Raw genomic sequence first — 24,296 nt, 5'->3', positions numbered from 1 at the left:
CTTATAGTTATGCAGTTACAAGAACAACGCTATTATTCGCCTGAAGAATACCTCGAACTAGAGGTGGATTCTGAGGAAAAACATGAATATATTGATGGGCAAATCATTCTAATGGCAGGTGGAACACCAAATCATAACAAACTTGCTGGTAATTTATATGCGGCAATCCTTTATGCTATCAAGCGTCAGCCTTATGAGGTTTATTCTAGTGACCAGCGTCTATGGATACCTAACAGGCGAATTCTCACTTACCCTGATGTGATGGTGGTGAAAACTCCTTTGGAATTTCAAGAAGGAAGACGAGACACGTTAGTTAACCCAGTATTTATTGCTGAGGTGTTGTCAAAATCTACTAAAAGTTATGACCGCGATGAAAAGTTTGCTGCTTATCGGACAATTCCTAGCTTTCAAGAATATGTTCTGATTGATCAGTATAAAATGCACGTTGAGCAATATTGCAAAACAGAGAATAATAAGTGGATATTTTCTGAGTATGACGATGCAGATGTGTTATTAAGTTTAGCTGCTGTTCCTTGTCAGGTTTTGCTGGGAGATATTTACGATAAGGTAGATTTTAGTGTGGAGGAGTGAGAATCTCAGGCAATAGCGCAAAGGTTAAACTTTGAGAAACCAGCGTTGTTTGTACATGAACACGGCTACAGCCCACCATAATAAGACTGTAACTAAAGCAAATAGTAGTGAACCGTTAAAAGTTCCTGCCCATGATGCGAAGATGTTTTGATAAATCCAGTTGTAAGTGCTGAGGGCGGTTTCGCCTGTACCGATTTTGGTTTTAGCGAGGATTTTAATTAATAATACAGATGCGACGAAAAGAGCGATCGCATTTAAGCCCATAACCTCAAAAGGTTTACTCCAGCGTTTGATTAATCGCACTTCGATAAGTTCATAACAAGCGGCTAATAAGAGTAATGCCCAACCACTGGCAAAAATCACATAAGAACTCGTCCACAGTTTTTTGTTAATGGGGAATACCCAACCCCACGCCCAACCAATAATTAAGCAACCAATCCCAAATAAAGCTAATCCTACACTTGTCCTTGTCTGCACAGGCTGTTTACGTATCCATTGCCCTGTGAAGTAACCAGCCAGGACACTAACAACAGCAGGTATGGTGCTAAAAAGTCCCTCTGGATCTCCCATATTTTTGAACCCATCACCAGCATACAGATGTGCTTGTGGGATAATGAGGCGGTCAATATATGCACCAAAGTTACTTTCCCGTGTCAGTATACCAGCACCATAGTCGGGAACTGTTACATACATCATGCTTAACCAGTAACCAATGAGTAAAACTGCGGCTAGTATCCATTGTCCTTTGCGTGGGAGGTTGAGAACAGCTAGGGAAGCTAACAGGTAAGTTAAGCTAATGCGCTGTAAAACTCCCATAATGCGGATACTGCTGAAATCAAAAGTCCAAACACCTTTATTCCAAAAGCCGTTTAATAATAAACCTAAAGCAAATAAAATTGCTGCGCGGCGAAAAATTCGCCAATAAACAGCAGCAGTTGGTTTATTCTCTGCGGTGTATTTTGACAACGAAAATGTCATAGCTACACCAACAATAAATAAAAAGAAGGGAAATACTAAATCAGTTGGTGTGCAACCATGCCAGTCAGCATGAGCTAGAGGAGGATAAACATCATCTGCGACTCCTGCCATGTTGACAAGAATCATACCAGCAATGGTGATGCCACGAAAAACATCCAGTGAGGTCAGGCGCATAGGTGGAATTTTATCTTTGATCAGAGTCTAAACTGTTGCTTGCGTTAGGACTAGTGTTTGATTTTTACACATTGCTGAATTAGGAGATGAAATTTTCCACCATTTCACTGGATAAATAATACAAATACAGGTGTAGGGGCGTAGACAAAGCCTACACTTCCACACACAAGATGAGAAAACGCTATCAGAATTTGGCTCACTTAAGTGATTTTTTGTATGATTATACACCAGTCCACTTGATGGTTACAATTTTTAGAACACACTAAAGTTGGTAATAGAGAGTCTGGTTTGTATTGATTGAATTGGCTACTGGCTTGGTTTTAGATGTGGGGAAACTTGCCGTAGTAACCGCCTAGGATAAATGTTTGTGGAGATGCACCACAGACCGACGCGCACGGTAGGAGTGAGATTTGAGCCTAATTTTGCAGTGGAGTGGCTCATTTCACAAAGCCAAGTTTAGTATTTAGGTAAATACACCTTATTTACTATTTGTTTCTGAACTAAATGATTTTTCCTGCTTGGCTTTTTTGGTTAATTCCATATAAATATTAATCTCACTCACTTCTACATCATGTTCAATTCTAGTGACCTTCCAATTTTCTTTATTGATGTAAATTTCTTCGCCTATTCTGGGAATAAATTGTAAATCATAGATTTTTTTGAGATAATCTTTTTGTTTTTCTTCCCATAAAATGACTTTAACTACATCTCTACTCATAACTTATCCTGTGTTGTGGCTAAATGAAAGTCAGTGTTTAATGACATTGATTTCGCAAGTTTATCTTACTTATTCAATCTAATAGCGTAGTTTAAACCACATTATTGATAATATTAAAGTTAAATTTGGGGAGAATTTTTAGGTGTAATCTGATGTTTAAGGTTGAGCGATCGCATCGGATACCCTTCTACCGTAGTGCATTGAGTAGTATCGCTGAAAATTGCGCGATCGCATCTCTTAATTGATTTTCAGAATCGGTTCCTTGCTGTTATTAATAGCGGGAATGTCTCTTACTTTGCCTATGTCTAGCAACTTCTTTGCGCTTGTGCTTTTCTAATGGCGTTTCAAAATGACGATGCTTCCGCATATCTGGAAAAATCCCAGCTTTGGAAACTTCTCGTTTAAATCGACGTAGGGCAGACTCAATGTGTTCATTTTCGCCTACTATTACTTGGGTCATGATCTCTCCTAATAAATTTACTCAATTAATGACACTAGCCAACAGTAACAGTGCGAAGAAAAACAAGCGCCTGATTCTCAATCTCAGGACTTAACTTGTGAGCAAAAATTTGGTTTTAACGCTGATTAGCGTCTGCGACCACCGCCGGAGTATCCCCCACGATTACCACCACCAAAAGAACCTCTATCTTCCCTAGGCCTAGCTTTATTTACTTTTAAATCTCGTCCCATCCACTCAGCACCGTCTAGTGCTTCAATCGCAGCAGTTTCTTCAGCTTCTGTACCCATGTCTACAAAAGCGAAGCCGCGCAATTGACCTGTTTCTCGATCAGTAGGAAGTTTAACCTGCTTTACCGAACCATATTCTGCGAATACCGCAGTTAAACTATCTTGTGTGACCTCATAAGAGAGGTTGCCTACATACAATGACATAAATTGTCTCCAAAATCATAAGTGTGCAGAGATTTAGATTTGGGAGAAATGTCTGTCATCTTAAAAACAAACGCCGCAACCGAATTTAATTCTCATTTTCTATACTAGCGGATTATTCACTTTTCAGTTTCTAGAATATCCAACAATAACTGGGGGGTTAAACTTCGCAAGTAAATGAAGAGATTGATGATGTTTTTGACTTATGGAATCATCAGTCTCTTCTCAAACTAAACAAATTTAAAGTATGAAATATTCAATCTTGGATAATCAGAATTTTCTGCTTTAAATAATGCTGAAGTAATCGATCATTCTTAATACAATCCCGAATTTCAGTTAACTGTTCACTGCTAATTTCAGTTTCTCCAGGCACAAAACACATCCCTAAAATAAGTATACTAGGGGGAAGATATTTGCCTGTTTGTTTATATTTTACTGTTGCCACACATTCACCATTTTTTATCTTCTATAAGGGCATTGCTATATATAAGTAGACTGTGCTAATTCATGTAACTAATGCCCAAGAGCAAGATACCTATTAGATAGTCCTGTGATTAAGTCAAATCACTCCTGTAGCACAATCCCTTAATTAATATATTTTTAAGAGATTTTGGATGTTTAGTTACTGTCACGGGCTGACAATTTTACGGAAAAATTGCAGTTTTAACTAGAGACATAGAAAAAAGTGCTAGGTGAATTCAATCACATAGCCGAAAATTATTCTCGACCATCTAATCATAACATCATCTCAAAGAAAGCTATGTGTAAATATCGGGTAATTAAACTCTACAATCCTGATGCAGAGTAGGTTTTAGGAGAAAATTACAAGCAGGCCATTCGTACCGATTAAATTTAAATTATTGAAATAGAAACCTTTCTTTACTCTTTTAGCGGCTAATACCTTGATTTTGCTGGGGTTTTGCTAATTAATTAATTTTTAAACACAAATTACGCATAAACAAGAAAACTGTGCAAATATAAAGAAAAGCTTAAGAGGTTATAGACTGATGATCACCACCAAAATGATGCAACAGCTTTGGACTGTAATAGAGTCTACTAATGTCAGCACCTTGCTCCAGTTTGATGATGTAGCTTTAGTACAATTGCTATTCCAGCAATTAAACACCCAGCAGGAAGAAGATATACAGACAGAGAGTAGCCTTAACGCTTATATACAATCTAAACTGCCTCTAATTCGTGACACTGCTGAAGGCAGATTATCGTTTGGGACAGATAATCATTAATACAAAAGTAATACAAAAGTTTACCAATCAAATATGATGAGTCACTGGCTCGGTATTGCGCTTGTAGCTTATCTAATTGGCGCGGCGATTGAAGGGATAAGTACAGCCAGTCAGCTATCTCATTCATTGCCAGAAATAACCAAAGATATGCAATCCCAGCCATCAGAATCTGCTAATCAACTTGAGGAAAAGTGGCGTGTTTTGGCGGCTATTTCCTCTGTAAGTGTTTGTGGAGCTTGCATTTGGCCTTGCCGTCTGCTTCACCGTTTAATTAAAAAGAAAGTTCCGTCTGAGAATTCATCTGATTGAAGTATCTTGATATCATACTGGGGATAGTGACAAATTTCCCAATATTACCAATATTAAACTTTAAAATATTTATGGTATTCCCGCTTGTTGAAAAATTTGTGCGGGTGTAATTTGTAGGGCTTCAAATAAAGAATCTTCTAAACTATCTTCACCAGCTTTTGTTTGTGGATGTGCATCAGGATAAAACACAGGAACGGTTTTAGCTTTTGCATCTACAACCCAAACTCTCATCACACCTGCTTCTAGATAATCTGTTGCTTTTGCACTCATTTCACCAAAAGTTTGGTCAGGTGAGATAATTTCAATGGCTAAATCTGGCGGTATGGGACAAGGTTCATCTTCAATGACATCACTATTGAAGCGAGAGTAAGAAACATAAAGTAAGTCTGGTACAGGAACCCAGTCTCGACTTTGGCGTTTTAACGTAACGGCCCATTCAACACCAACTTCACCGCGATTTTTCGCCCACGGCGTTAAAAGTTGAGTCAAAGCCAAAGTTAAACGTGAATGAAATCTTTTTGGTGCCATTTTAGGTTTTGCTTCTCCATTAACTAATTCGTAGGTGATATCGCCTTGCGGTAGGGTGAGGAATTCTTTGAGTGTCAGTTGAGATTTGATTTGAGTCATAAATATCGCATCTCCTTGGCAGTTAAGTTTATTATCTCCGATCGCCTAACAGTAGGCATTGCTGAAAAAATCAAGATACTTTTGATGCTGAGATAATTGATATAAAACCGCTAAACCAAGAGTTTACACTGAGAAATGTAAAAAAATAGAGAAGTTTTGGCACAATAGCAGCTAAATCAGCAAAAGAGAAAATAAAGTATTATGGGATACATTTAGAAGACAGCGATCGCGTCATTCTAACAAAACAGTGTGAGGAAGAAAGAATATGTCTCATTTATTGTGGAAAACACTAGTGTTATCTCCAGTATGCTTAGGCGTAGCTGTTTTATGTTCACCCAAGGTAATAGCGGCTGAAATTGAAACCAATTCGCCCACACCTCAACAGCAGTTACTTTCTCAAGCCAAAACTGAAGAAAATCAAGTTTTAGAACAAGTCAACCAATATAGTCTTGACGGTAAAAACCAAAATTCTCTATCTCAAGTCACTTCAGTTTCACAATTCTCTGATGTACAGCCTACAGATTGGGCATTCCAAGCATTGCAATCTTTAGTTGAGCGCTACGGATGTATTGCTGGTTATCCTAACGGAACTTATCGTGGTAATCGTGCTTTGACACGTTATGAATTCGCCGCTGGTTTAAATGCTTGTTTAGATAGAGTTAATGAACTAATTGCAACTGCAACTGCTGATTTAGTAAAAAAAGAAGACTTAGCTACCCTTCAGCGTTTGCAAGAAGAATTTTCCGCAGAATTGGCAACTTTACGCGGCAGAGTAGATGCGTTAGAGTCACGCACAGCTGAGTTAGAAGCCAATCAATTTTCCACCACTACCAAACTCGTTGGTGAAGCTGTCTTTGCTGTCACCGATAGCTTTGGCGACAACGACACTAACAACACCGTTTTCCAAGATAGGGTACGTCTCGATTTTCAAACCAGCTTCACAGGTAAAGATATCCTACATACCCGGATTGCTACAGGGAATGCCAGTGTGTTGCCTTTAGCAAACAATACCTATGAGGGAACGCAAACATTTAACGTGTTCCTCGGTGGTAACAATAGCGCGTTTATCGATTGGTTAGCATATTACTTCCCGGTGGGTAACTCACAAGTTTATGTTGCAGCCACTGGCGGTATTCATAGTGATTATGTTCCTACCGTTAACCCCTACTTTGAAGATTTTGACGGTGGTAATGGTGCCTTATCTACCTTTGCTGGAGAAAGCCCAATTTATCGTATCGGCGGCGGTGCTGGTGCGGCGCTAAACTTAGCCTTTGGTGGTAGTGGAACTTTTAAACCTTCATTAACCTTGGGTTATTTGGCGGCTGAAGCAAATAGCCCCAATTCGGGTTCAGGTTTATTTGCGGGTAACTATGCAGCCTTAGCACAATTGAACTTGAATGTGGGCGATCGCCTGACTTTAGCTGCAACCTACGTTAACGGGTATCATGGTGCAGGTAGTGCTTTATTCGATTTTGGCTCAGTCACCACTGGTGTTGTTGGTACTCGACAAGCTAACCGTCAAGACTTTGCTGGTAGCGGTAGCGCCTACGTGAGTAATTCCTATGGTTTTGAAGCAGCTTTCAAACCTAGCGACAAACTTTCCATTAGTGGTTTTGTGCTGTATAGCCAAGTTACAGGCTTTGGTGCAAACGATGATGATGATATTTGGAGTTATGGATTGGGCGTAGCTCTACCAGATCTAGGTAAAAAAGGCAACGTTTTAGGCATTTTTGGCGGCGCTCAACCTTACGCGGGGAGTGGGAATAATAACACTCCATACCACATTGAAGGTTTCTATAAATACCGCGTCAGCGATAACATTTCCATTACGCCTGGTGTTATTTGGTTAACCAATCCTGGTCAAACTTCTGATGATGCAATCATTGGTACTTTAAGAACAACCTTCGTTTTCTAAAAAGTTCTCATCAATGATAGCGGTTCTCGGTTGAGTGAGGTAAAAGAATCGCCCCAGCCCCTCCTCGCTTGCGGGGAGGGTGTACACACAAATCTTCGTTGAGTGCATCTGTCCCGCCTCGGAATGAATTCCGAGTCTCATAGCGCAAGTCATCTGAAGATGACTCAAGCAAAAATATCTTCCAGTCCACGTTTTGTGGACTTTGGCTATCAGCCTGGAACTTTAGTTCAAGGCGGGACACGGTTTCAGACTGAAAATTTTCGACTTGTGTGTACACGGTAGCGCGATCGCGTAACAACAGAATCATGGAAATGCTATTTTACTGTTATGAATTATTCTTAGAGAATATAGCTAAATCTGTTTCTGGGTCGAAAAAATGAATTTTTTCGGGATTTATTGATAACCATAATTGTTCACCAACACTTAGCTGTCGGTCTGTGGGGACTCTGACTTGCAAGTAAGGCGCATCAGAAGATATTGGCGAGTCTGGTTCAGTTAGTCTGACACTCAAGAAAGCATCATTACCCAGATTTTCTACTAAGTCTACTTTGACTGGCAGATTTTTCGTAGCAGGTAAACTTAGGTTGAGGTGTTCGGGACGAATGCCCAAAAGTAAAGTTTGTTTATCATATTTTTGCAGTGCTTTTCCCCAAATTTCTGGGAGTGTGAAACGAAATAGGGAATGGCTAATTAACAATGGTGCATGAAATTCTACAGGAATAAAATTCATTGGTGGTGAACCAATGAATTCAGCGACAAAGCGATTAGCCGGGCGGTTATATAGTTCTAATGGGGAAGCAAGCTGTTGAATTTGCCCTTGATTCATAATGGCGATGCGATCGCCCATTGTCATAGCTTCGGTTTGATCGTGAGTCACATAAATCGTTGTTGTGCCTAATTGTCGTTGCAATTTGACAATTTGAGCGCGAGTTTCTGCCCGCAATTTGGCATCTAAGTTAGATAATGGCTCATCCATTAAAAATACTTGAGGATCACGGGCGATCGCTCTTCCCAATGCAACCCGTTGTCTTTGTCCCCCAGATAGTTGTTTGGGTAAGCGATTCAGCAGCATTTCAATTTGTAACAACTGCGCCACAGACCGCACCTGTGTCTCAATTAATTTTTCTTTTGGCGAAACATAACGCAACCCTTTGGGTAATTTCTTCGTTCCCCCCACCAAAAGATTTTCCGCCCAATGAGGAATTTTATCTCCCCTGCTTCCCTGTTCCCTGCGACGCAACCCAAAAGCAATGTTGTCATACACCGTCATATGAGGATAGAGAGCGTAATTTTGAAACACCATTGCAATGTCTCGTTCTTTGGGTGGTAAATCATTGATTAAGCGATCGCCTATCAAAATATTGCCACCTGTCAGGGTTTCCAAGCCAGCAATTAATCGCAATAGGGTGCTTTTACCACAGCCAGAAGGCCCCACCAGCACCATAAATTCACCATCGGCGATAGTCAGGTTAATGCGTCGCAAAACATTAAGATTATCTGCACGTTCTTGGGCTGCATTACTTTCGCCCTTACGGGGGGGGAAACTTTTATAAACGTTTTCTAAAATTACTTGTGCCACAGGTATTAGTTATTGTCATAAGTCATTAATCATAAGTCATTGATCATTACTAAAAAATAAACGACCAATGACCAAGGACATTTTAGCGATAATACATCTTCCCTATGACTACAAAAAGTTAAAAAAATCGCCCCTGCCAAAAAAAGCCAACTACCCTTGATTTTAGGGCTACCTAAAGGTGTTGTGATGACTAACCATCTACCGACGAATCCTATCCCAGACTCAAGTGTTCACCCAGCCCATGAGGTTGTAGACGTACAAACCACCAATTGTTGCATTGTGGGTGGTGGCCCAGCCGGGGCTGTTTTAGCGTTGTTATTGGCGCGTCAAGGTATACCTGTAATCCTGCTAGAAGCGCATAAAGATTTTGACCGCGACTTTCGGGGAGACACAATTCATCCATCAGTAATGCAAATTATGGATGAATTAGGTTTAAGCGATCGCTTATTACAATTACCCCATACCAAAATGCGCCAAATTAACATCAAAACCCCAGAAGGCACTTTTACTTTGGCAGATTTTAGTCACCTAAAAACACCTTATCCTTACATCACAATGTTGCCGCAAGTGAAATTTCTGGAGTTCATCATCCAAGAAGCGCAACAATATGCCAATTTTCAGTTAGTTATGGGTGCAAATGTCCAAGAATTAATTGAGGAAGATGGCGTAGTCAAAGGTGTGCGTTATCGTGGTGGTGGTGGTTGGCACGAAATTCGCGCTATTTTGACAGTTGGTGCAGATGGTCGCCACTCACGACTCAGACAGATGGGCGGATTTGAATCTATTGAAACTTCCCCACCAATGGATATTCTCTGGTTTCGCTTACCCCGCTATCCCGAAGATTTTGCAGGGGGAATGGGGCGTTTTGCGGCTGGTCATATCGTAGCGATGCTTGACCGTGGTGATGAGTGGCAAATTGCCTATGTAATTCCCAAAGGAGGATATCACAAACTACGGGCGGAGGGTTTGGCGGAGTTACAAAAATCTGTAGTTGAAGTTGTGCCAGAATTAAGCGAACGCATCCATAATTTACAAGATTGGTCACAAGTCGCCTTTCTATCAGTAGAATCAAGCCGTGTGAAGCGTTGGTATCGTTCGGGATTGTTACTCATTGGTGATGCGGCTCATATTATGTCACCAGTTGGAGGTGTGGGGATTAACTACGCTATTCAAGATGCAGTCGTAGCCGCCAACGTTTTGAGTAAACCTCTGCAACGCAAACACGTAGAACTAGATGATTTGGCAAAAGTGCAGCGTCAACGAGAGTTACCCACACGCATCATCCAAGCATTTCAGACATTGATTCAAAAGCGAGTATTTGCCCCAGTACTATCTACTAATCGCACTTTTCAACCCCCAACGTTTTTACGTTTGCCATTTTTGCGCGACTTACCCGCCAGATTGATTGCTTTGGGGGTGTTTCCTGTTCATGTTAAATAGTCAATAAACTCCTTATTCTCTCTGCGCCTCTGCGTCTCTGCGTGAGATATATCATCCCGCAATTATGTAAGATCCTTTCTTCTTGAAAAAGAAGAATTTTGAGTCTCACGCAAAGGCGCAAAGACGCAAAGAATTAAATGCTAATAGAGTTTAGTGCAAGTTGAAACTCTTTTTTTTAAACGAACCACAAAGGGCGCAAAGGACACAAAGAGAAGAACAGATACTCCACTAAATTGTATTGAATCCCTAAGCCGCCAAACTTAATTCATTCTCTAAAAAGTACCCTTTATCAAGTTGCTAAGTCCATAGCCGCACAACAATAGCAATGTTGTCACCAAGATGATGCACGTCAGTCCCGTGAATAATTGAACCATTATCGCCAGCCGTCCCAAGTAGAATTGGTGTTTCTGTGGTGATATTGTGCAGAAATACTTGCGCTGCTAGTTTGGTTTTCCACCTGATAATCTCACGGGGATAAATCGGCTGAGTATTCGCGGATACTGTAATGGTAGCCATATAAAAACTTTACATAACATCCTTAAAGTTCCTGATGAAAAACTGCTAACGCTTGGACGATAGTGAACTTTTAAAGAGTTAATTATGTTGCGTCAATTATTTACGGCTAGTTGCTTAATTGTTTTATCCGCTGTTCCTGCTGTTGCTGTTAACTGGGAATATTTAGGAACGCCAACAAACCATAGTTTTAGATATTATATAGACTTGGATTCTATTACAAAAGAAGGTGAATTTTTTTATTATAACGATGCTTATGTGGATGATAGTACTAATTTTTATACTGGGAATAAATTAAGTTGCCGCACAGCAAAAAGAATTGTGTTATCCAAAACGGAAATTGATCACAATGGGAATGTTCTACGCTCATTTGATATCCCCTTAAATAAGCAAATTGCTGTACAAGTACTTCCTGGAAGAATAGATGCACTTGCTTACGAAAGGCTTTGTAACAATTAACATCCAAAACTTCCAGCTAATTCCCTAAACTCCAGCCGACGGCTAGATATTGCTGTATCGGCTGGCCTTGGAATTGCGCGGATAAAAGCTTTATGCTAATCGCTCAGTTTCAATCCCTAATAGGGATTATTTGAAAGTTCAACCCGAAACCTATACAGAATAATGAGCGCGGATGATTTTAATTTATTTTTTCTGCAAAACCATGCACTGAAAGGAATACAGGCATTTTAGCGGAATGCTAATTTTCTACACCTACCCATCCGCGCCTTTAGTCAAAATCAACAACCAATTAACTAATCAAATTCTCCAATGCTACCTGCAAATCTTGTGTCAAAGTACTGGCTGCTTGTCTGGCTGCGTGACGGTTATTTTGTGCCTTTTCCCAGCGTTCGGTGACAGAAATTGGTTCACCTACAGTAATTTGCACTTGTCGCAAACCTAAGCTTGGTCTTCCTGGTAATGTGGAGTCTTTGATTCGAGTCAGCATATCATACATAAGTAAGGCTGTTTCCGCAAACCGTTCGGATGTAGGTTGTTCTTGGAGATATGTTTCGGTGACGGCGACAAAACTTTCTACTATCCTCATGTGCTGCATTCGCAAATCTGCTTCTTCGGCAATCCAATCAGCCAATCCGCGTTTCAAGGATGGTAATTTATTAATATCGGCAATGTCTTCTCGGTAAATATAATTCCATCCTGCATCTTCTAAACGCCGACAGCGGTCGATAAAGTTTCCCTGTGCTTGGATATTAAAATATTGTTCAGCAACTTTTAAGCCTGTATCTAATAAACGATGCAGTCGAGGAATTAATGTTTGATTAGGTATTGCGGGTAAGTCTTGATGATAAAAGCGGCGATAAAATTCTTCCATCTCGGTAATGAGATGTTCACCCAGCCGACAAATGCGTTGATGATAAATTTCGGTTGAGTTGTTAATTGCAGACTGAGAAATTGACTGTACTGTTAAACCGCTATCTGCTTCTAATTTACTTAACAACCAATTTAGTTTTGTCCAAGGTGGCTGAACATAACGATATTGAATGGCAACTGGTACTATAAATACTGTTTCAGTGCGATCGCTTTTTTGCAAGTCTTCTACACACCAAAAACCTAATTGCGCCACACCGGGTTCTAAGGGGCTAACTATGCCACTATGGCCATTAGTACCACCTTCTGGGGCAACAGAGATCGGCATTTTCCCATTAGCAAATAAATCTCGCGCTGTTTGAATAGCCAACCTATCAACACGTCTCCCCCGCCGTACAGGAACACCGCCAACACGGGAAAATAACCAACCCAGCCAGTTTCCCGCCCATAATGTCATCCCTCGTTCATAAATAAAGTGGCTGTGAATTGGTTCTTGTAATTTGATACTATGCTGACGCGCAGCTTTGGGGACAAGGCGCGACAACAAATACAGCATACACAGGGGATCTTCTACCTCTGGGTGGCGAAATGCGATCAAAAAGCGGATTTTGCCTGCTTGGAATTTTTGATATAGTTCGGCTAATATCTCTGCATTCTCGGCTTCTATTTTCACCACACCCGCAGTTAACCAAGGTCTGGTGCGAAAACGTAAGATAAATGGTAATAACCACCGCATCATCTGGAGTGCCAGGGGGTTAAAATTTTGGGGAATAAATTTTAATGGTGGTTGAGTGGAGTGTATTGTTTTAGGCAAGCGTCTCTCCAGATGATGTTTCTTGCGATTGTACAATATGGACTTTAGGTTGTAGCTTGGGCGTTGACACGTTCGCCCAGTGTCTCGAAGAAAAGCGTCTTGTCGTGAGACATCGCGCCCATTTTTTCCCGCCAACTACAGTTTATAATCAACCATCCACCGCAGAAAATAAGCTCATGTCTAAAAAGCAGTCTCCCAGTTTTCCATTGAATGCCAATAATCCTCACTCCGATAAATGGCAGGAAAGAACATCACAAGTAGCTTATCGCTTCAACCGCCAATATCAAAACCAAACTTTTGAACTGCCACCAGAAGTCCAATCCATGCCAATATATCAAGAATGGAAAGCAGGAATATTGGCTGGGAGGGCTGTTTCTCCTTTTTGGGAAATTGCACAACCGCAGAAAAATCAACATTGCTTAGATATTGGTTGCGGTGTCAGCTTTTTGATTTATCCTTGGCGTGATTGGCAAGCATTCTTCTATGGGCAAGAAATTAGTAATATAGCGCGAGATACCCTCAATTCTCGTGGTTCTCAACTTAACTCCAAGCTATTCAAAGGTGTTGAGTTAGGCGGGGCGCATCATTTAAATTATGGTTTAGATCAGTTTGATTTGGCGATCGCTACCGGATTTAGTTGTTATTTTCCCTTGGAATACTGGAATATTGTTTTGGGAGAAGTCCAACGAGTTCTCAAACCTGGTGGACATTTTGTCTTTGATATCCTCAACCCACAACAGCCTTTAGCCGAAGATTGGGCGGTGTTAGAAACTTATTTAGGTGCAGAAGTATTTTTAGAACCTTTGGCTGAGTGGGAAAAAATGATCAAAGCTGCTGGTGCTAAAGTCGTTGCACAGCAATCAGGCGAATTATTTGAGTTGTATAAGGTGAAGTTTTGAAGTGATATTGTCATCAATGAATCAATCATCAGCAATATAGTCAATAGTCACTTTATTTTGACTATTGACTATGGACTTTTGACTATTTTAAAACTGTCGTAAAAATCGCAAATCGCTGGCATACAAACGACGAATATCATCAATTTGGTGTAACACCATTGCAAAGCGTTCGACACCAAAACCAGCAGCAAACCCAGTGTAAACTTCTGGGTCATAGCCTACAGCTTTCAAGACATTTGGATCAACCATACCGCAACCCATCACTTCCAGCCAGCGACCGTTCCACTGCAAATCAACCTCAGCCGAAGGTTCAGTAAACGGGAAGTAACTAGCACGGAAGCGAATTGGCAAGTCACCAAACATCGCTTGCAAAAACATTTTAATTGTGCCTTTGAGGTCTGTAAAAGTCAGTCCCTCATCAATGGCTAAAAGTTCTATTTGATGGAAAACGGCTGAGTGAGTTGCATCTACATTATCACGCCGATAAACTCGCCCTGGCGCTACAACTCGAATTGGTGGTTCCTCTTTTTCCATGTAACGGATTTGCACTGAGGAAGTATGAGTCCGCAGTAAATTACCGTCAGGTAGATAAAAAGTATCCTGCATATCGCGTGCTGGATGGTCGGGCGGGGTATTGAGAGCCTCAAAATTATAATAGTCGGTTTCCATCTCTGACCCTTGGGCTACGGTATAGCCCATACCGACAAAAATATCTAGCGCCCGGTCGATAATGCCGTTGAGGGGATGAATACGACCTTGGGGGCGAAAAATTCCCGGCATAGTCACATCTAGGGTTTCTGCTTCTAGCTGTGCCTGAATTTGCGCGGCTTCCAAAGCAGTGCGTTGCTTATCTAGACTAGTTTGCAGGGACTCTTTAACTGTATTGGCGATCGCACCAATTTTCGGACGTTCCTCTGCACTCATCTGCCCCATACTGCGTAACAGCGCCCCTAGTTGCCCTTTTTTACCCAGATAATTCACTCTGAGTTCCTCTAGACGTTCTAGGGTATCAGCAGCAGCGATCGCCTTTTCTCCTTCCTGCTGTAATGCTAAAAGTTGAGTCTCTAAATTGCTAGTCATTAGTTAATAGTCAATAGTCAATGGTCAATAGCAAGCAGCTTGAACAAAGAACAAATAAATTGATTTCTTTCTATCAGTTTAGAGGCGATCGCGCTTGGCAGGATTTTTTTCTTTTGTATTTGTGATGTCAAACATTGACAATTTAGCTTTAACTGTTGACTATGGACTCTTGACCTTCCAAATTTTAGATTTTAAATTTGGGATTTTAAATGATTCTTGCGGTTCATAACCCAACGCTAGTTCTCTTAAGTCAGCGAAGCCACCCACGAGACTGGCTCCCCCTTGTGGGTGGAATAAATCTAAAATCCCCAAACTGCATCCCAAAAGTAGGCGCAGTCAATCTAAAATCTAAAATCCGTCTGGAAAAGTTTGCTCAAGTCGGGAAACCCGCCTACGCAACTTTTCGCAAAATTCAAAATTGTTTGAGCCATGAGATTACTCATTAGTAATGATGACGGTATTTTTGCCTTGGGTGTTCGTACCCTAGCTAATTGCTTGGCAGAAGCCGGTCATGATGTCACTGTAGTATGTCCAGATCGAGAGCGATCGGCCACTGGACATGGACTTACCTTGCACCAGCCAATTCGCGCGGAAATTGTTGAATCAATTTTTCATCCCGCTATCAAAGCTTGGGCTTGTGATGGCACGCCTTCAGATTGTGTGAAATTAGCACTCTGGGCTTTATTAGATTCACCCCCAGACTTGGTGCTTTCTGGCATTAACCAAGGTGCTAATTTGGGAACGGAAATTCTCTATTCTGGCACTGTTTCGGCAGCGATGGAAGGGGTGATTGAAGGCATTTCCAGTATTGCTTTTAGCCTGACTAGTCATCTCTACAAAGATTTTCAACCTGCGGCGAAGTTTGCCAAAATTTTAGTTGAGCAATTAGCCGCTAAACCTTTGCCAGATTTGATGTTGCTCAATGTTAATGTGCCTGCGGTGCAGTGGTCAGAAATTGCTGGAGTTACTTTTACTAGGCAAGGAGTCAGGCGCTATGTTGATGTGTTTGACAAGCGCATTGATCCACGGGGTAAAACTTACTACTGGTTAACAGGAGAAGTTCTAGAAGATGTAGAACCGCCAATCAATTTAAATTTATCGCAAAATATACCTATTGATGTGCATGTAATCCGTAAAAACCATATCAGTATTACGCCGTTGCAATACAATCTCACTTATGCAACAGGACTAGATAAATTATCCCACTGGGAAATTCCTTTAGAATAAGTAATATTATATACACTTAAACTAAAGGCTACTACATAATTGAGGGTATCCACTAACTGCAAAAATAAATAGGAGCATTTTAGCCTGCTGCTTACTGTCTACCGCTTTCTGTCCTTGGCATTTTTTGTACCATTTAAATGCATCACAACAAAATTTAGGTTATAAAGTAGGAGCGCTTTGATATTACTGATACATATAATGTGGGAAAAATTAAGGTAACTCTTTTGCAGTATTTCTTGTACGTTTACAAAATCTACTCCAAACAAGGTATGCTGTTTTACCAAGAAAAACATTCTCTACCAAATGTGGTAAAACAGCATAGACTTAACCAAACAAGTAACATTTTTGTTCTTGATCGCCCGCTCAGTCCAGCAAGCAACACCCATGTCTAGGATAGAGAACCAATTTACCGTACAATTTTGGGGTGTTCGTGGCAGCATCCCCAGTCCAGGGCCACACACTGTCCGCTATGGCGGTAATACCCCTTGCATTGAGATGCAAGCGGGCGGTAAACGCTTAATTTTCGATGGTGGTACAGGGCTGCATGTTTTGGGACAATCTTTATTGCGCCAAATGCCAATAGAAGCTCATCTGTTGTTTACTCATTCCCACTGGGATCACATGCAGGGTTTTCCCTTTTTTGTGCCTGGGTTTGTCAGAGGGAATAATTTTCATATTTATGGCGCGATCGCTCCTGATGGTTCAACTATCGAGCAACGCCTCAACGACCAGATGCTTCACCCTAATTTCCCCGTGCCGTTGCAGATTATGCAAGCTAATTTGCATTTCCACGATGTCAAACCAGGGCAACCTATTCACATTAATGACATTACCATAGAAACGGCATCGCTCAATCATCCAGGTGAAGCAGTAGGCTATCGAGTTAACTGGCGTGGTGGTGCTGCTGTATATATCACCGATACAGAACATTTTCCGGACAGAATGGATGAAAATGTTCTATGGCTATCTCGCAATGCGGACATTCTTATCTACGATTGTACTTACACTGACGAGGAATATTATTCGCCAAAATCTCCGAAAATCGGCTGGGGACATTCTACCTGGCAAGAAGCGGTGAAAATTGCCAAAGCAGCTAATGTCAAGACCCTGGTAATCTTCCACCATGATCCGGCTCATGATGATGACTTTTTGGATGCTGTAGGAGAAGAAGCCGCTAAGGAATTCCCCGGCGCGATTATGGCACGGGAAAGAATGGTACTTCAAGTCTCTACATCTGTCCCGTTATCAGAATCTTTTCCTGTTAGTAAATTGTCTGGGTAAAAGTTACCTGTCAAGCGATTGTAGATTTTAGATTAGATTGGTGATCAAGAGCTATAAGCGCGAGAGTGTACCTGACAAGGACACTGAAAAAACTGGAGGACAAAGGTGTGGGTTCATTCAAGTTACATCTGTTACATAGAGAACTTACGCATCTAAACGTGAAATCAAAGGTTTGAGCAGTTAGGGAGTATGGAGATGTATGGATATAGGTGTTCATCATCTTTAAATTCCTATATCGAAAATACTTACACCTTGATACAGCTTGTCTTCCTCTCAGCAGTGTCTCATCAGGTTGCTTATGACTTATGGCTAAATAAACCTCAAATTCCAGAATCTACGTGCTAAATTTGTCTCAAAATGGATGTTCTGTGTGGGTTGCATCTTCAACCGCATCGGTTCTCAGGCCAACTACTGTTGCGCTGGGCAAATTTGATGGCGTACATCTTGGCCATCAAAGGGTAATTCAGCCGATTCTACAACCAGCACCGAACAAAGATGGAGAAATCGCCAGAGGGGGCGATGAGGCTAATTCACCCCAGAACTCGCTAACTCCACCACCACGAGAACTGACATACTCGACAGTTGTAACTTTCCGCCCCCATCCACAGGAATTTTTTACAGGAACACCCCGTACTTGGTTGACTCCACTTGATGAAAAAGTTCAACAATTGCGATCGCTTGGGGTTGAACAGCTAGTACTATTACCCTTCGACAAGGAATTATCAGCTTTGTCTCCAGAAGAGTTTGTTGATAAAATTCTCGTCCAACAATTGCAATGTCAGCGAATTAGTGTTGGGCAAGATTTTTGTTTTGGCAAACAACGTCAAGGTACTGCTAAGGATTTGCAATTAATCGCGGCTAAGTACAATATTCCCGTTACTATTGTTCCATTACAAACTCATACAGATAATCTCTCCGACAGTGGATTTGTCAGTCTTCCTCCCATTAGCACTTCCCTGATTCGCCAATGTCTCGAAAGTGGCGATATTAAAAACGCCAATTTATGCCTAGGAAGACCCTACACTCTCTTCGGTGTTGTTATTCAAGGTCAACAACTAGGTAGAACAATTGGTTTTCCTACTGCTAATCTCCAAATACCCGGCGATAAGTTCTTACCGCGTCAAGGTGTTTATGCTGTCAGGGTATATATTTCGGGTGAGACACCAGATGTGACTATTCCCCAGTTGATTTTGGGAGTCATGAATATTGGTAATCGCCCCACAGTCAATGGTACGAATTCATCTGTGGAAGTACATCTGTTTGATTGGTCTGGAGATATATATGGTAAACAATTGGCTGTACAGCTAATCGAATTTTTACGCCCAGAACAGAAATTTGCATCTTTAGAAGCCCTGAAAACTCAAATTCAGCAAGACTCTACCATCGCTCGAAAAATTTTGAGTGGAGAATGCTAACTTCCATTGGTGAATTGGGAATACTGAACATCAGGGAGTGGGGAATAAGGCATAGGTTATTCTCCATTCCAGTTCCTAATCGCCAATTCCTTAATCATTCTGTGGTGCATGAGAGAACAAATAGAAGCTTTAACCCAAAATCTCGCTCATACCATTGTCGGTAAAACCGAGGCAATTCGCTTGGTATTAGTAGCCTTATTAAGTGGTGGTCATGCATTATTAGAAGATGTCCCTGGAGTTGGTAAGACGCTACTGGCTAAATCTCTGGCGCGTTCTCTGGATGGTAAGTTTCAACGGCTGCAATGCACTCCTGATTTATTACCCACAGATATTACTGGTACTAATATTTGGAACCCAAAAACTGGTGAATTTACCTTTCTTCCTGGGCCAGTATTTGCCAATATACTTCTAGCTGATGAGATTAACCGCGCTACACCCCGTACCCAGTCAGCTTTACTGGAAGTGATGGAAGAAAATCAGGTGACAGTTGATGGTGTTTCTCGTACAGTTCCTCAGCCATTTTTTGTGATTGCTACCCAGAACCCCATTGAGTATCAAGGTACTTTCCCGTTACCTGAAGCTCAGATGGATAGATTTATGCTGTCCTTGAGTTTGGGTTATCCTTCGGCACAAGAAGAATTACAAATGCTGCAAAATCTTCAACAAAGGGCAAATATGACCGAATTGCAGCCTTGTATCAGCTTGGCAGAATTACAACAATTACGTCAAATCTGTTCTCAGGTAAGAGTCGAAGCGTCTTTGCAAGAGTATATTTTGGAATTGGTACGCGCAACGCGCCATGATGAAGAAATTACGTTGGGTGTCAGTCCGCGCGGAACTGTCGCATTACAAAAAGCAACTCAAGCATTAGCATTTATTTCTGGGCGTGATTATGCCATTCCTGATGATATAAAATTTCTTGTGCCTTACGTTCTCTGCCATCGCCTCATCCCCAGAGGAGGACGTAATTCTAGAACGATTGTAGAAAGATTATTGCGATCGCTGCCTATTCCGTAACTCAAGTACAATACACTTCGATTCCTTGACTCTGCTTAGATTTGCCCGTGTTAGGATCACCAACAAATGAGGTGGATAGCAATGAAAGCGATCGAAGTAACTGGCAAAATTGACTCTGAAGGAAACTTAATTTTAGATCAGCCGATTCGGGAAATCACTTATCCTCATCAAGTGCGGGTGATTGTGTTAGTTCCAGAACCCACAGCAGCAGAAGTTGATCCTGATGATACACCCGTTGAGGAAATTAAAGCCAGCTTAAAGAGAGCCTTACAGCAAGCTAAAACGGGTCAAACTAGACCAATTAGTGAGCTATGGGACAGGATTGATGCAGAGTAATGAACCAGTTTCAATTAGGTTCTCAGATGAGTTTGAGCAGAAGCTTTACAGACTCTCAAAGAGATTTCGTAATATTCGTTCTGATGTTGAACCAATTATTGAGGAACTACAGCGAAAAAATATTGTCGGAGACAGAATTGGGGGTATTGGTGAGGAGTACGTTGTTTATAAGGTAAGAGTTCGCAATAGTAATATTCAAACAAAAAGGTAAAAGTGCTGGATATCGCTTAATTTATCAACTTGAGTCGCCTATAAGTATTTTGTTACTCACGATTTATGCCAAGTCTGACCGAGAAGATATTAGTGCAAATGAAATTCGAGATATCTTGGCTAGTTTTGATAATGAAGAAAGCTAAAAATTGATAAGTCGCCAACAAAAAACCCCGCCATTAGGCGGGGTTTTTTGTTGACAGTTATCTCAAGATTTTCAACTTCTTAGAATGTGAAGGTTGTTCTGAGAGTACCAATGAACGCATCGTCATTACTGTCGTTTTGGCCAGGAGAAGACAACCAGATTACACCAGGAGTGATGGAAATGTTGTCAGAGACGCGATATTTGTAGAAGCCTTCGACTTGGAATGGTAAATCGTTGTTACCGCCTGATACTGAGGTTCGACCAATAGCATAAGGTTGAACGCCACCAAAAATACCCAGAACGTTTCCTCTTTTACCAAAGTCAGGTAGTGCTATACCAGCACCATAGCTCCAAACTTCTTTGTCATCACCTACACCAAAGCCTGTGACATCGCTGTAAGAGATAAAGCCACTGATGGATAGTTTTTCGCTGGGTCTAAATGCTGCTGACAGACCGAAGGAATTTGTTGAAGATGCGTTTGGCAGATTATTGGCGAAGCTAGTGCCTACAACACCTGCACCAGTTGTTCCACCAGCTAGTGTCAGACCTTCACCATTATCAAATAACGCACTACCTGCGCCATTATAACTGTGAACGTAGGTAGCAGCGACAGCTACGCGATCGCCGATGCCAAAGTTCAATTGTCCTAAAGCAGAGTAGTTACCGTTAAACAGACCTTCACCAGAAGTTGGACTATCAGCTTCCGATGCTAAGTAACCTACTGTGATAGAACTGGGCTTGATAATACTGCCACCTTGGCCAAAAGGTATGTTGAATGCGATACCTGCGCCACCACCAATGCGGTAAATTGGGTTTTCGGAGGAGAAGGTGGACAATGCACCGTTACCACCGTCAGTTTTGTCAAAGAAGTAGGGGTTATTAACGGCAGCGTAGTGGCTGTGTTTACCACCAGCAGCAGCTAAATAAACTTGGACTGGGCCAAGGGGAGCTTCGTAGGTTAAGCGGTCTATTTCTACACCGTTGTTACGGGCATCGTTACCGCCTACATTAAAGGTTTGAGTAGCTTCTGAACTACCGATAGAAGCATTATTGCGGTCTGTTAAATTAAAAGCACTTGAGTTGCTTGCTGTCAAACGGGTAGTCAATACATCTCTACCTGTGAAGCTGGTTTGCAAGCCTAAACGTACTCTATCTTGGAAGACAGTGTTATTGTTATTACCGCTGTTATCGCCAAATACATCGCTAACAGCAAAAATTGCTTCACCAACGAGTTTGGTTGTGGTTGAGAATTGATTAGCTTCTAATTCAGCAGTGCGTGCTTCTAAAGCATCTACACGACCACGCAAGGTTGCCAGTTCAGCGGAAAATTCTTCTTGTAACCGCTGTAAAGTTGCTAAATCTTGTTTGGTTACTAAGTCAGCTGTTGCTGTCGCAATCAATTCGTTTACCCGATCTAAACAAGCGTTCAAACCAGCAGCGAATTCATAACGGGTGAGAGCGCGATTACCACGGTAAGTACCGTTGGGATAACCTGCAATACAACCGTAACGTTCTACCAAGGACTGTAATGCTTGGAATGCCCAGTCTGTGGGTTGTACGTCAGAAAACTGGGAGACTGAAGTTACTTGAGACAGCGAATTGTTGGTTTTACCTTCGTTGCTGTAACGGTTAACTTGGTCTAAAACTTTGCTGTCGTTGTTGGTAGGAGCAGCTTGTGCCAAAATTTCTGGCTGGGCAACTTCTATGGCAACGGTTTTTTCAGTTGTTGAAACTTCTGCACTGGCATTAGGAGCTGCAATCGCTGTTGCTGAAACGAGTAGGGTTGCTCCTAAAACTGCCGGGCTAACCACGAGTGATTTCCACAAGAGATTAGACATTTTTACTTTTCTCCTCACACCTTGTATAGACAATTGTTTTGTAGCACTTCTTCTCAAAAGTACGATATTTTTTGAAATCTCGTTAATGAGTCACAGTGGCACTATTACAATTTTAGTTTTTGTAAAGCCAACATCTAATTAACTTAATGTTAAAAATTGATGTAATTACTTTATACAAAAACATACCTTTATAGTTTGTTATTATAGAGCATTAGCGGCAGATGACAAGCTATGTGCGATCGCCTGCTAAACTGTCACAATGAAACCTCTGTCTTTCCTGGGCAAGAGTAGGCTCAAGATTATTTAAATTTCTTATTCATCGTCACTTGATAAATGTCCATCCCCCAGTTATGAATCGGCAAAGCATTTTAACAGATTTGAGAAATTATAGATGCTAGTTCTAAGTCTTTTTGGGTTAAACCACCTGCATCATGTGTGGTGAGTGTTACCTTGACTTTGTTATAAGAAATTTCTATGTCTGGATGATGTCCAGCTGATTCAGCTGGTGCCAATAATTTATTCACGAATTCAATGGCTGCCACAAAATCTTTAAATTTCCGTATGGTCTGCAACTTATTACCTTCTATAGTCCAACCTGACAGACTATTTGCACATTCTTGAATTTCTGCTTCAGTCAGTAGTTGTGCCATACCACAAAATCCTAATTTATATTTTTGTCAGCACGATTTGAAATATCTGGACTTGAAACAACTCAGCTTGATGTTTTCAGTGAGTCTTCGTGATTAAAAAGTTATTGTACGGTTTATATTGTCCAAAAATTAGTACATCAATCAATAGCAAAACGCTGACAGAGAGAATCTTAGCTTTTTTCTCAATGATTGCTTTTTTCTCCGAGCAGAATTTTTACTTGAGTGCAGATGCGATCGCATCTGTAATTTTTTGATGAGCTAAATTTCTGGTAATTAATTATAAGTTGAATAGTTTCAACTGCTTCAGCTTTGCTCAGTATAAGTTAGCTCAAGTCTCACTCAGTTGGTTGAACAGAGCCGAAACCAACTTTTATGGTAAGGTAAATTTATTACTAGAATTCACCTTATTTAAATAGTATAATTCTGCTGCGTATCTGGATGCTCATCAATAATCCTAGCAGCCTTAATGATTAAAATTATCTATAAAAAACTATCCGCTCTGATTTAGATCTGTTGACCTAATATCAGAGCGGTCTAGCGGGTCTTCAGGTTGCAACCTAACTGCCGGGAGGAACTCCCAGAATTGCCTAGTTAATTGAGATAACTTAAGTTTCTCAATTTAACTAAAGCTAACTTTAGAGAACAGCCCCGGCGCACAGCCGGCTAACTGCAACCTGATGACCCATGCGTTTACTACTTTCTATCATGGGCATCACCTCCTTGTTGCCTAAACGGACTTAGTTTCAATAAGGCAGAGTAATTACTCTCGCTTTTAACCTGGAATCAATATAACACATTAAATTTTAGAAAGATATACGCTATATAAAAAATCCCCCGCCCAAGAGCGGAGGATAAATCAAAAATCACTGAGTAACGAATGATTCCATCCAAAATTCAGGAAAATTAGAGTGCATTACCACGAGGTAAGACTTCTTCAGGGAAGATAAATTGTTCATGAGGCTGATCTTGAGGAGCCATCCAAGCGCGGATACCCTCGTTCAGCAAAATGTTTTTGGTATAGAAAGTTTCAAATTCTGGATCTTCGGCTGCCCGCAATTCTTGGGACACGAAGTCATAAGCCC

At 41.1% G+C, this 24,296-nt stretch carries 25 protein-coding genes and 1 pseudogene; 12 read left to right on the top strand and 14 right to left on the bottom strand.

Translation table 11 applies throughout. The features are described 5' to 3' along the window. Positions 1-9 precede the first annotated feature (9 nt). Positions 10-591 carry a Uma2 family endonuclease gene (locus IQ244_RS14675; protein WP_193895216.1) on the top strand — a complete coding sequence of 194 codons (582 nt, stop codon included), beginning with the start codon at positions 10-12 and terminating at the stop codon, positions 589-591. A 24-nt stretch (positions 592-615) separates the two neighbouring features. Here the strand turns inward: IQ244_RS14675 and IQ244_RS14670 are convergent, their stop codons facing one another. From IQ244_RS14670 to IQ244_RS32510, 5 genes are all read right to left on the bottom strand, one after another. Beyond that, a complete protein-coding gene (locus IQ244_RS14670; protein WP_193895214.1) occupies positions 616-1,743 on the bottom strand; it encodes an acyltransferase family protein in 1,128 nt (375 codons plus the stop codon). 478 nt (positions 1,744-2,221) lie between these two features. Beyond that, the gene (locus IQ244_RS14665; protein ID WP_193895212.1) at positions 2,222-2,461 is read right to left on the bottom strand and encodes a hypothetical protein; all 240 of its coding nucleotides are present in this window, start codon (positions 2,459-2,461) and stop codon (positions 2,222-2,224) included. Between the two features lie 271 nt (positions 2,462-2,732). Continuing rightward, positions 2,733-2,921 carry a 30S ribosomal protein S21 gene (gene rpsU, locus IQ244_RS14660; protein ID WP_193895210.1) on the bottom strand — a complete coding sequence of 63 codons (189 nt, stop codon included), beginning with the start codon at positions 2,919-2,921 and terminating at the stop codon, positions 2,733-2,735. 125 nt (positions 2,922-3,046) lie between these two features. Next, positions 3,047-3,352: an RNA recognition motif domain-containing protein gene (locus tag IQ244_RS14655; RefSeq protein ID WP_193895208.1), complete on the bottom strand. Its 306-nt coding sequence runs from the start codon at positions 3,350-3,352 to the stop codon at positions 3,047-3,049. A 253-nt stretch (positions 3,353-3,605) separates the two neighbouring features. Beyond that, positions 3,606-3,794, bottom strand: coding sequence for a hypothetical protein (locus tag IQ244_RS32510; protein ID WP_322746069.1), 189 nt, complete (start codon positions 3,792-3,794; stop codon positions 3,606-3,608). A 562-nt stretch (positions 3,795-4,356) separates the two neighbouring features. Between IQ244_RS32510 and IQ244_RS14650 the strand changes: the two genes are divergently transcribed. Both IQ244_RS14650 and IQ244_RS14645 read left to right on the top strand, forming a co-directional pair. Next, the gene (locus IQ244_RS14650; protein ID WP_193895206.1) at positions 4,357-4,593 is read left to right on the top strand and encodes a hypothetical protein; all 237 of its coding nucleotides are present in this window, start codon (positions 4,357-4,359) and stop codon (positions 4,591-4,593) included. A gap of 33 nt (positions 4,594-4,626) precedes the next feature. Continuing rightward, positions 4,627-4,902, top strand: coding sequence for a hypothetical protein (locus tag IQ244_RS14645; RefSeq protein ID WP_193895204.1), 276 nt, complete (start codon positions 4,627-4,629; stop codon positions 4,900-4,902). A 69-nt stretch (positions 4,903-4,971) separates the two neighbouring features. On the opposite strand, the gene IQ244_RS14640 is transcribed toward IQ244_RS14645, so the two are convergent. Next, positions 4,972-5,529, bottom strand: coding sequence for a Uma2 family endonuclease (locus IQ244_RS14640; RefSeq protein WP_193895202.1), 558 nt, complete (start codon positions 5,527-5,529; stop codon positions 4,972-4,974). Between the two features lie 265 nt (positions 5,530-5,794). Between IQ244_RS14640 and IQ244_RS14635 the strand changes: the two genes are divergently transcribed. Then, on the top strand, positions 5,795-7,444 hold the full coding sequence (locus IQ244_RS14635) for an iron uptake porin (protein ID WP_193895200.1): 1,650 nt from the start codon (positions 5,795-5,797) through the stop codon (positions 7,442-7,444). A 10-nt stretch (positions 7,445-7,454) separates the two neighbouring features. On the opposite strand, the gene IQ244_RS14630 is transcribed toward IQ244_RS14635, so the two are convergent. After that, complete coding sequence (locus tag IQ244_RS14630; protein WP_193895197.1) at positions 7,455-7,751, bottom strand: hypothetical protein; 297 nt, start codon at positions 7,749-7,751, stop codon at positions 7,455-7,457. An 18-nt stretch (positions 7,752-7,769) separates the two neighbouring features. Next, positions 7,770-9,023: an ABC transporter ATP-binding protein gene (locus tag IQ244_RS14625; RefSeq protein ID WP_193895195.1), complete on the bottom strand. Its 1,254-nt coding sequence runs from the start codon at positions 9,021-9,023 to the stop codon at positions 7,770-7,772. 186 nt (positions 9,024-9,209) lie between these two features. Here IQ244_RS14625 and IQ244_RS14620 point away from each other — a divergent pair, with 186 nt between their 5' ends. Continuing rightward, the gene (locus IQ244_RS14620; RefSeq protein ID WP_193895193.1) at positions 9,210-10,463 is read left to right on the top strand and encodes an FAD-dependent oxidoreductase; all 1,254 of its coding nucleotides are present in this window, start codon (positions 9,210-9,212) and stop codon (positions 10,461-10,463) included. Between the two features lie 297 nt (positions 10,464-10,760). On the opposite strand, the gene IQ244_RS14615 is transcribed toward IQ244_RS14620, so the two are convergent. Next, positions 10,761-10,979 (bottom strand): hypothetical protein, encoded by a 219-nt coding sequence (locus tag IQ244_RS14615; RefSeq protein WP_193895191.1) that lies wholly within the window; start codon positions 10,977-10,979, stop codon positions 10,761-10,763. A gap of 84 nt (positions 10,980-11,063) precedes the next feature. Here IQ244_RS14615 and IQ244_RS14610 point away from each other — a divergent pair, with 84 nt between their 5' ends. Further along, on the top strand, positions 11,064-11,435 hold the full coding sequence (locus IQ244_RS14610) for a hypothetical protein (RefSeq protein ID WP_193895189.1): 372 nt from the start codon (positions 11,064-11,066) through the stop codon (positions 11,433-11,435). 289 nt (positions 11,436-11,724) lie between these two features. Here IQ244_RS14610 and IQ244_RS14605 read toward each other — a convergent pair whose 3' ends face one another. Continuing rightward, a complete protein-coding gene (locus tag IQ244_RS14605) occupies positions 11,725-13,116 on the bottom strand; it encodes a lysophospholipid acyltransferase family protein (protein WP_193895187.1) in 1,392 nt (463 codons plus the stop codon). Between the two features lie 176 nt (positions 13,117-13,292). On the opposite strand from IQ244_RS14605, the gene IQ244_RS14600 reads away from it, so the two are divergent. Beyond that, positions 13,293-14,015: a class I SAM-dependent methyltransferase gene (locus IQ244_RS14600; protein ID WP_193895336.1), complete on the top strand. Its 723-nt coding sequence runs from the start codon at positions 13,293-13,295 to the stop codon at positions 14,013-14,015. 87 nt (positions 14,016-14,102) lie between these two features. Here IQ244_RS14600 and pheS read toward each other — a convergent pair whose 3' ends face one another. Further along, positions 14,103-15,095 (bottom strand): phenylalanine--tRNA ligase subunit alpha, encoded by a 993-nt coding sequence (gene pheS, locus IQ244_RS14595; RefSeq protein WP_193895185.1) that lies wholly within the window; start codon positions 15,093-15,095, stop codon positions 14,103-14,105. Positions 15,096-15,524: 429 nt separating this feature from the next. Between pheS and surE the strand changes: the two genes are divergently transcribed. From surE to IQ244_RS14570, 5 genes are all read left to right on the top strand, one after another. After that, a complete protein-coding gene (surE, locus tag IQ244_RS14590) occupies positions 15,525-16,322 on the top strand; it encodes a 5'/3'-nucleotidase SurE (RefSeq protein WP_193895183.1) in 798 nt (265 codons plus the stop codon). Positions 16,323-16,706: 384 nt separating this feature from the next. Beyond that, the gene (locus tag IQ244_RS14585; protein WP_193895181.1) at positions 16,707-17,603 is read left to right on the top strand and encodes an MBL fold metallo-hydrolase; all 897 of its coding nucleotides are present in this window, start codon (positions 16,707-16,709) and stop codon (positions 17,601-17,603) included. 338 nt (positions 17,604-17,941) lie between these two features. Further along, positions 17,942-19,018: a bifunctional riboflavin kinase/FAD synthetase gene (locus tag IQ244_RS14580; protein ID WP_193895179.1), complete on the top strand. Its 1,077-nt coding sequence runs from the start codon at positions 17,942-17,944 to the stop codon at positions 19,016-19,018. Positions 19,019-19,126: 108 nt separating this feature from the next. Beyond that, complete coding sequence (locus IQ244_RS14575; RefSeq protein ID WP_193895177.1) at positions 19,127-20,035, top strand: AAA family ATPase; 909 nt, start codon at positions 19,127-19,129, stop codon at positions 20,033-20,035. 81 nt (positions 20,036-20,116) lie between these two features. Next, positions 20,117-20,371 (top strand): hypothetical protein, encoded by a 255-nt coding sequence (locus tag IQ244_RS14570; protein ID WP_193895334.1) that lies wholly within the window; start codon positions 20,117-20,119, stop codon positions 20,369-20,371. 435 nt (positions 20,372-20,806) lie between these two features. On the opposite strand, the gene IQ244_RS14565 is transcribed toward IQ244_RS14570, so the two are convergent. From IQ244_RS14565 to IQ244_RS14555, 3 genes and pseudogenes are all read right to left on the bottom strand, one after another. Beyond that, positions 20,807-22,564, bottom strand: a complete 1,758-nt coding sequence (locus IQ244_RS14565; protein WP_193895175.1) for an iron uptake porin — start codon at positions 22,562-22,564, stop codon at positions 20,807-20,809. A gap of 368 nt (positions 22,565-22,932) precedes the next feature. After that, positions 22,933-23,214, bottom strand: a complete 282-nt coding sequence (locus IQ244_RS14560) for a 4a-hydroxytetrahydrobiopterin dehydratase (RefSeq protein ID WP_193895173.1) — start codon at positions 23,212-23,214, stop codon at positions 22,933-22,935. 903 nt (positions 23,215-24,117) lie between these two features. Next, positions 24,118-24,296 (bottom strand): annotated as a pseudogene (locus IQ244_RS14555) (photosystem II D2 protein (photosystem q(a) protein)); the annotation flags it as partial.

This window comes from Nostoc sp. LEGE 06077 (assembly GCF_015207705.1).
Classification (GTDB): Bacteria; Cyanobacteriota; Cyanobacteriia; order Cyanobacteriales; family Nostocaceae; genus Nostoc_B.
This window is presented reverse-complemented; position numbering and strand designations above follow the sequence as displayed.

Bases quoted from the DNA above. Each gene is read 5' to 3' on its own strand.
- IQ244_RS14655 (WP_193895208.1), bottom strand. From the start codon at position 3,352: ATGTCATTGTATGTAGGCAACCTCTCTTATGAGGTCACACAAGATAGT.
- IQ244_RS14600 (WP_193895336.1), top strand. From the start codon at position 13,293: ATGTCTAAAAAGCAGTCTCCCAGTTTTCCATTGAATGCCAATAATCCT.
- IQ244_RS14610 (WP_193895189.1), top strand. From the start codon at position 11,064: ATGTTGCGTCAATTATTTACGGCTAGTTGCTTAATTGTTTTATCCGCT.
- rpsU (WP_193895210.1), bottom strand. From the start codon at position 2,921: ATGACCCAAGTAATAGTAGGCGAAAATGAACACATTGAGTCTGCCCTA.
- IQ244_RS14615 (WP_193895191.1), bottom strand. From the start codon at position 10,979: ATGGCTACCATTACAGTATCCGCGAATACTCAGCCGATTTATCCCCGT.
- IQ244_RS14665 (WP_193895212.1), bottom strand. From the start codon at position 2,461: ATGAGTAGAGATGTAGTTAAAGTCATTTTATGGGAAGAAAAACAAAAA.
- IQ244_RS14570 (WP_193895334.1), top strand. From the start codon at position 20,117: ATGAAAGCGATCGAAGTAACTGGCAAAATTGACTCTGAAGGAAACTTA.
- IQ244_RS14650 (WP_193895206.1), top strand. From the start codon at position 4,357: ATGATCACCACCAAAATGATGCAACAGCTTTGGACTGTAATAGAGTCT.
- surE (WP_193895183.1), top strand. From the start codon at position 15,525: ATGAGATTACTCATTAGTAATGATGACGGTATTTTTGCCTTGGGTGTT.
- pheS (WP_193895185.1), bottom strand. From the start codon at position 15,095: ATGACTAGCAATTTAGAGACTCAACTTTTAGCATTACAGCAGGAAGGA.
- IQ244_RS14565 (WP_193895175.1), bottom strand. From the start codon at position 22,564: ATGTCTAATCTCTTGTGGAAATCACTCGTGGTTAGCCCGGCAGTTTTA.
- IQ244_RS14635 (WP_193895200.1), top strand. From the start codon at position 5,795: ATGTCTCATTTATTGTGGAAAACACTAGTGTTATCTCCAGTATGCTTA.
- IQ244_RS14675 (WP_193895216.1), top strand. From the start codon at position 10: ATGCAGTTACAAGAACAACGCTATTATTCGCCTGAAGAATACCTCGAA.
- IQ244_RS14630 (WP_193895197.1), bottom strand. From the start codon at position 7,751: ATGATTCTGTTGTTACGCGATCGCGCTACCGTGTACACACAAGTCGAA.
- IQ244_RS14620 (WP_193895193.1), top strand. From the start codon at position 9,210: ATGACTAACCATCTACCGACGAATCCTATCCCAGACTCAAGTGTTCAC.
- IQ244_RS14640 (WP_193895202.1), bottom strand. From the start codon at position 5,529: ATGACTCAAATCAAATCTCAACTGACACTCAAAGAATTCCTCACCCTA.
- IQ244_RS14575 (WP_193895177.1), top strand. From the start codon at position 19,127: ATGAGAGAACAAATAGAAGCTTTAACCCAAAATCTCGCTCATACCATT.
- IQ244_RS14560 (WP_193895173.1), bottom strand. From the start codon at position 23,214: ATGGCACAACTACTGACTGAAGCAGAAATTCAAGAATGTGCAAATAGT.
- IQ244_RS14645 (WP_193895204.1), top strand. From the start codon at position 4,627: ATGATGAGTCACTGGCTCGGTATTGCGCTTGTAGCTTATCTAATTGGC.
- IQ244_RS14670 (WP_193895214.1), bottom strand. From the start codon at position 1,743: ATGCGCCTGACCTCACTGGATGTTTTTCGTGGCATCACCATTGCTGGT.
- IQ244_RS14585 (WP_193895181.1), top strand. From the start codon at position 16,707: ATGTCTAGGATAGAGAACCAATTTACCGTACAATTTTGGGGTGTTCGT.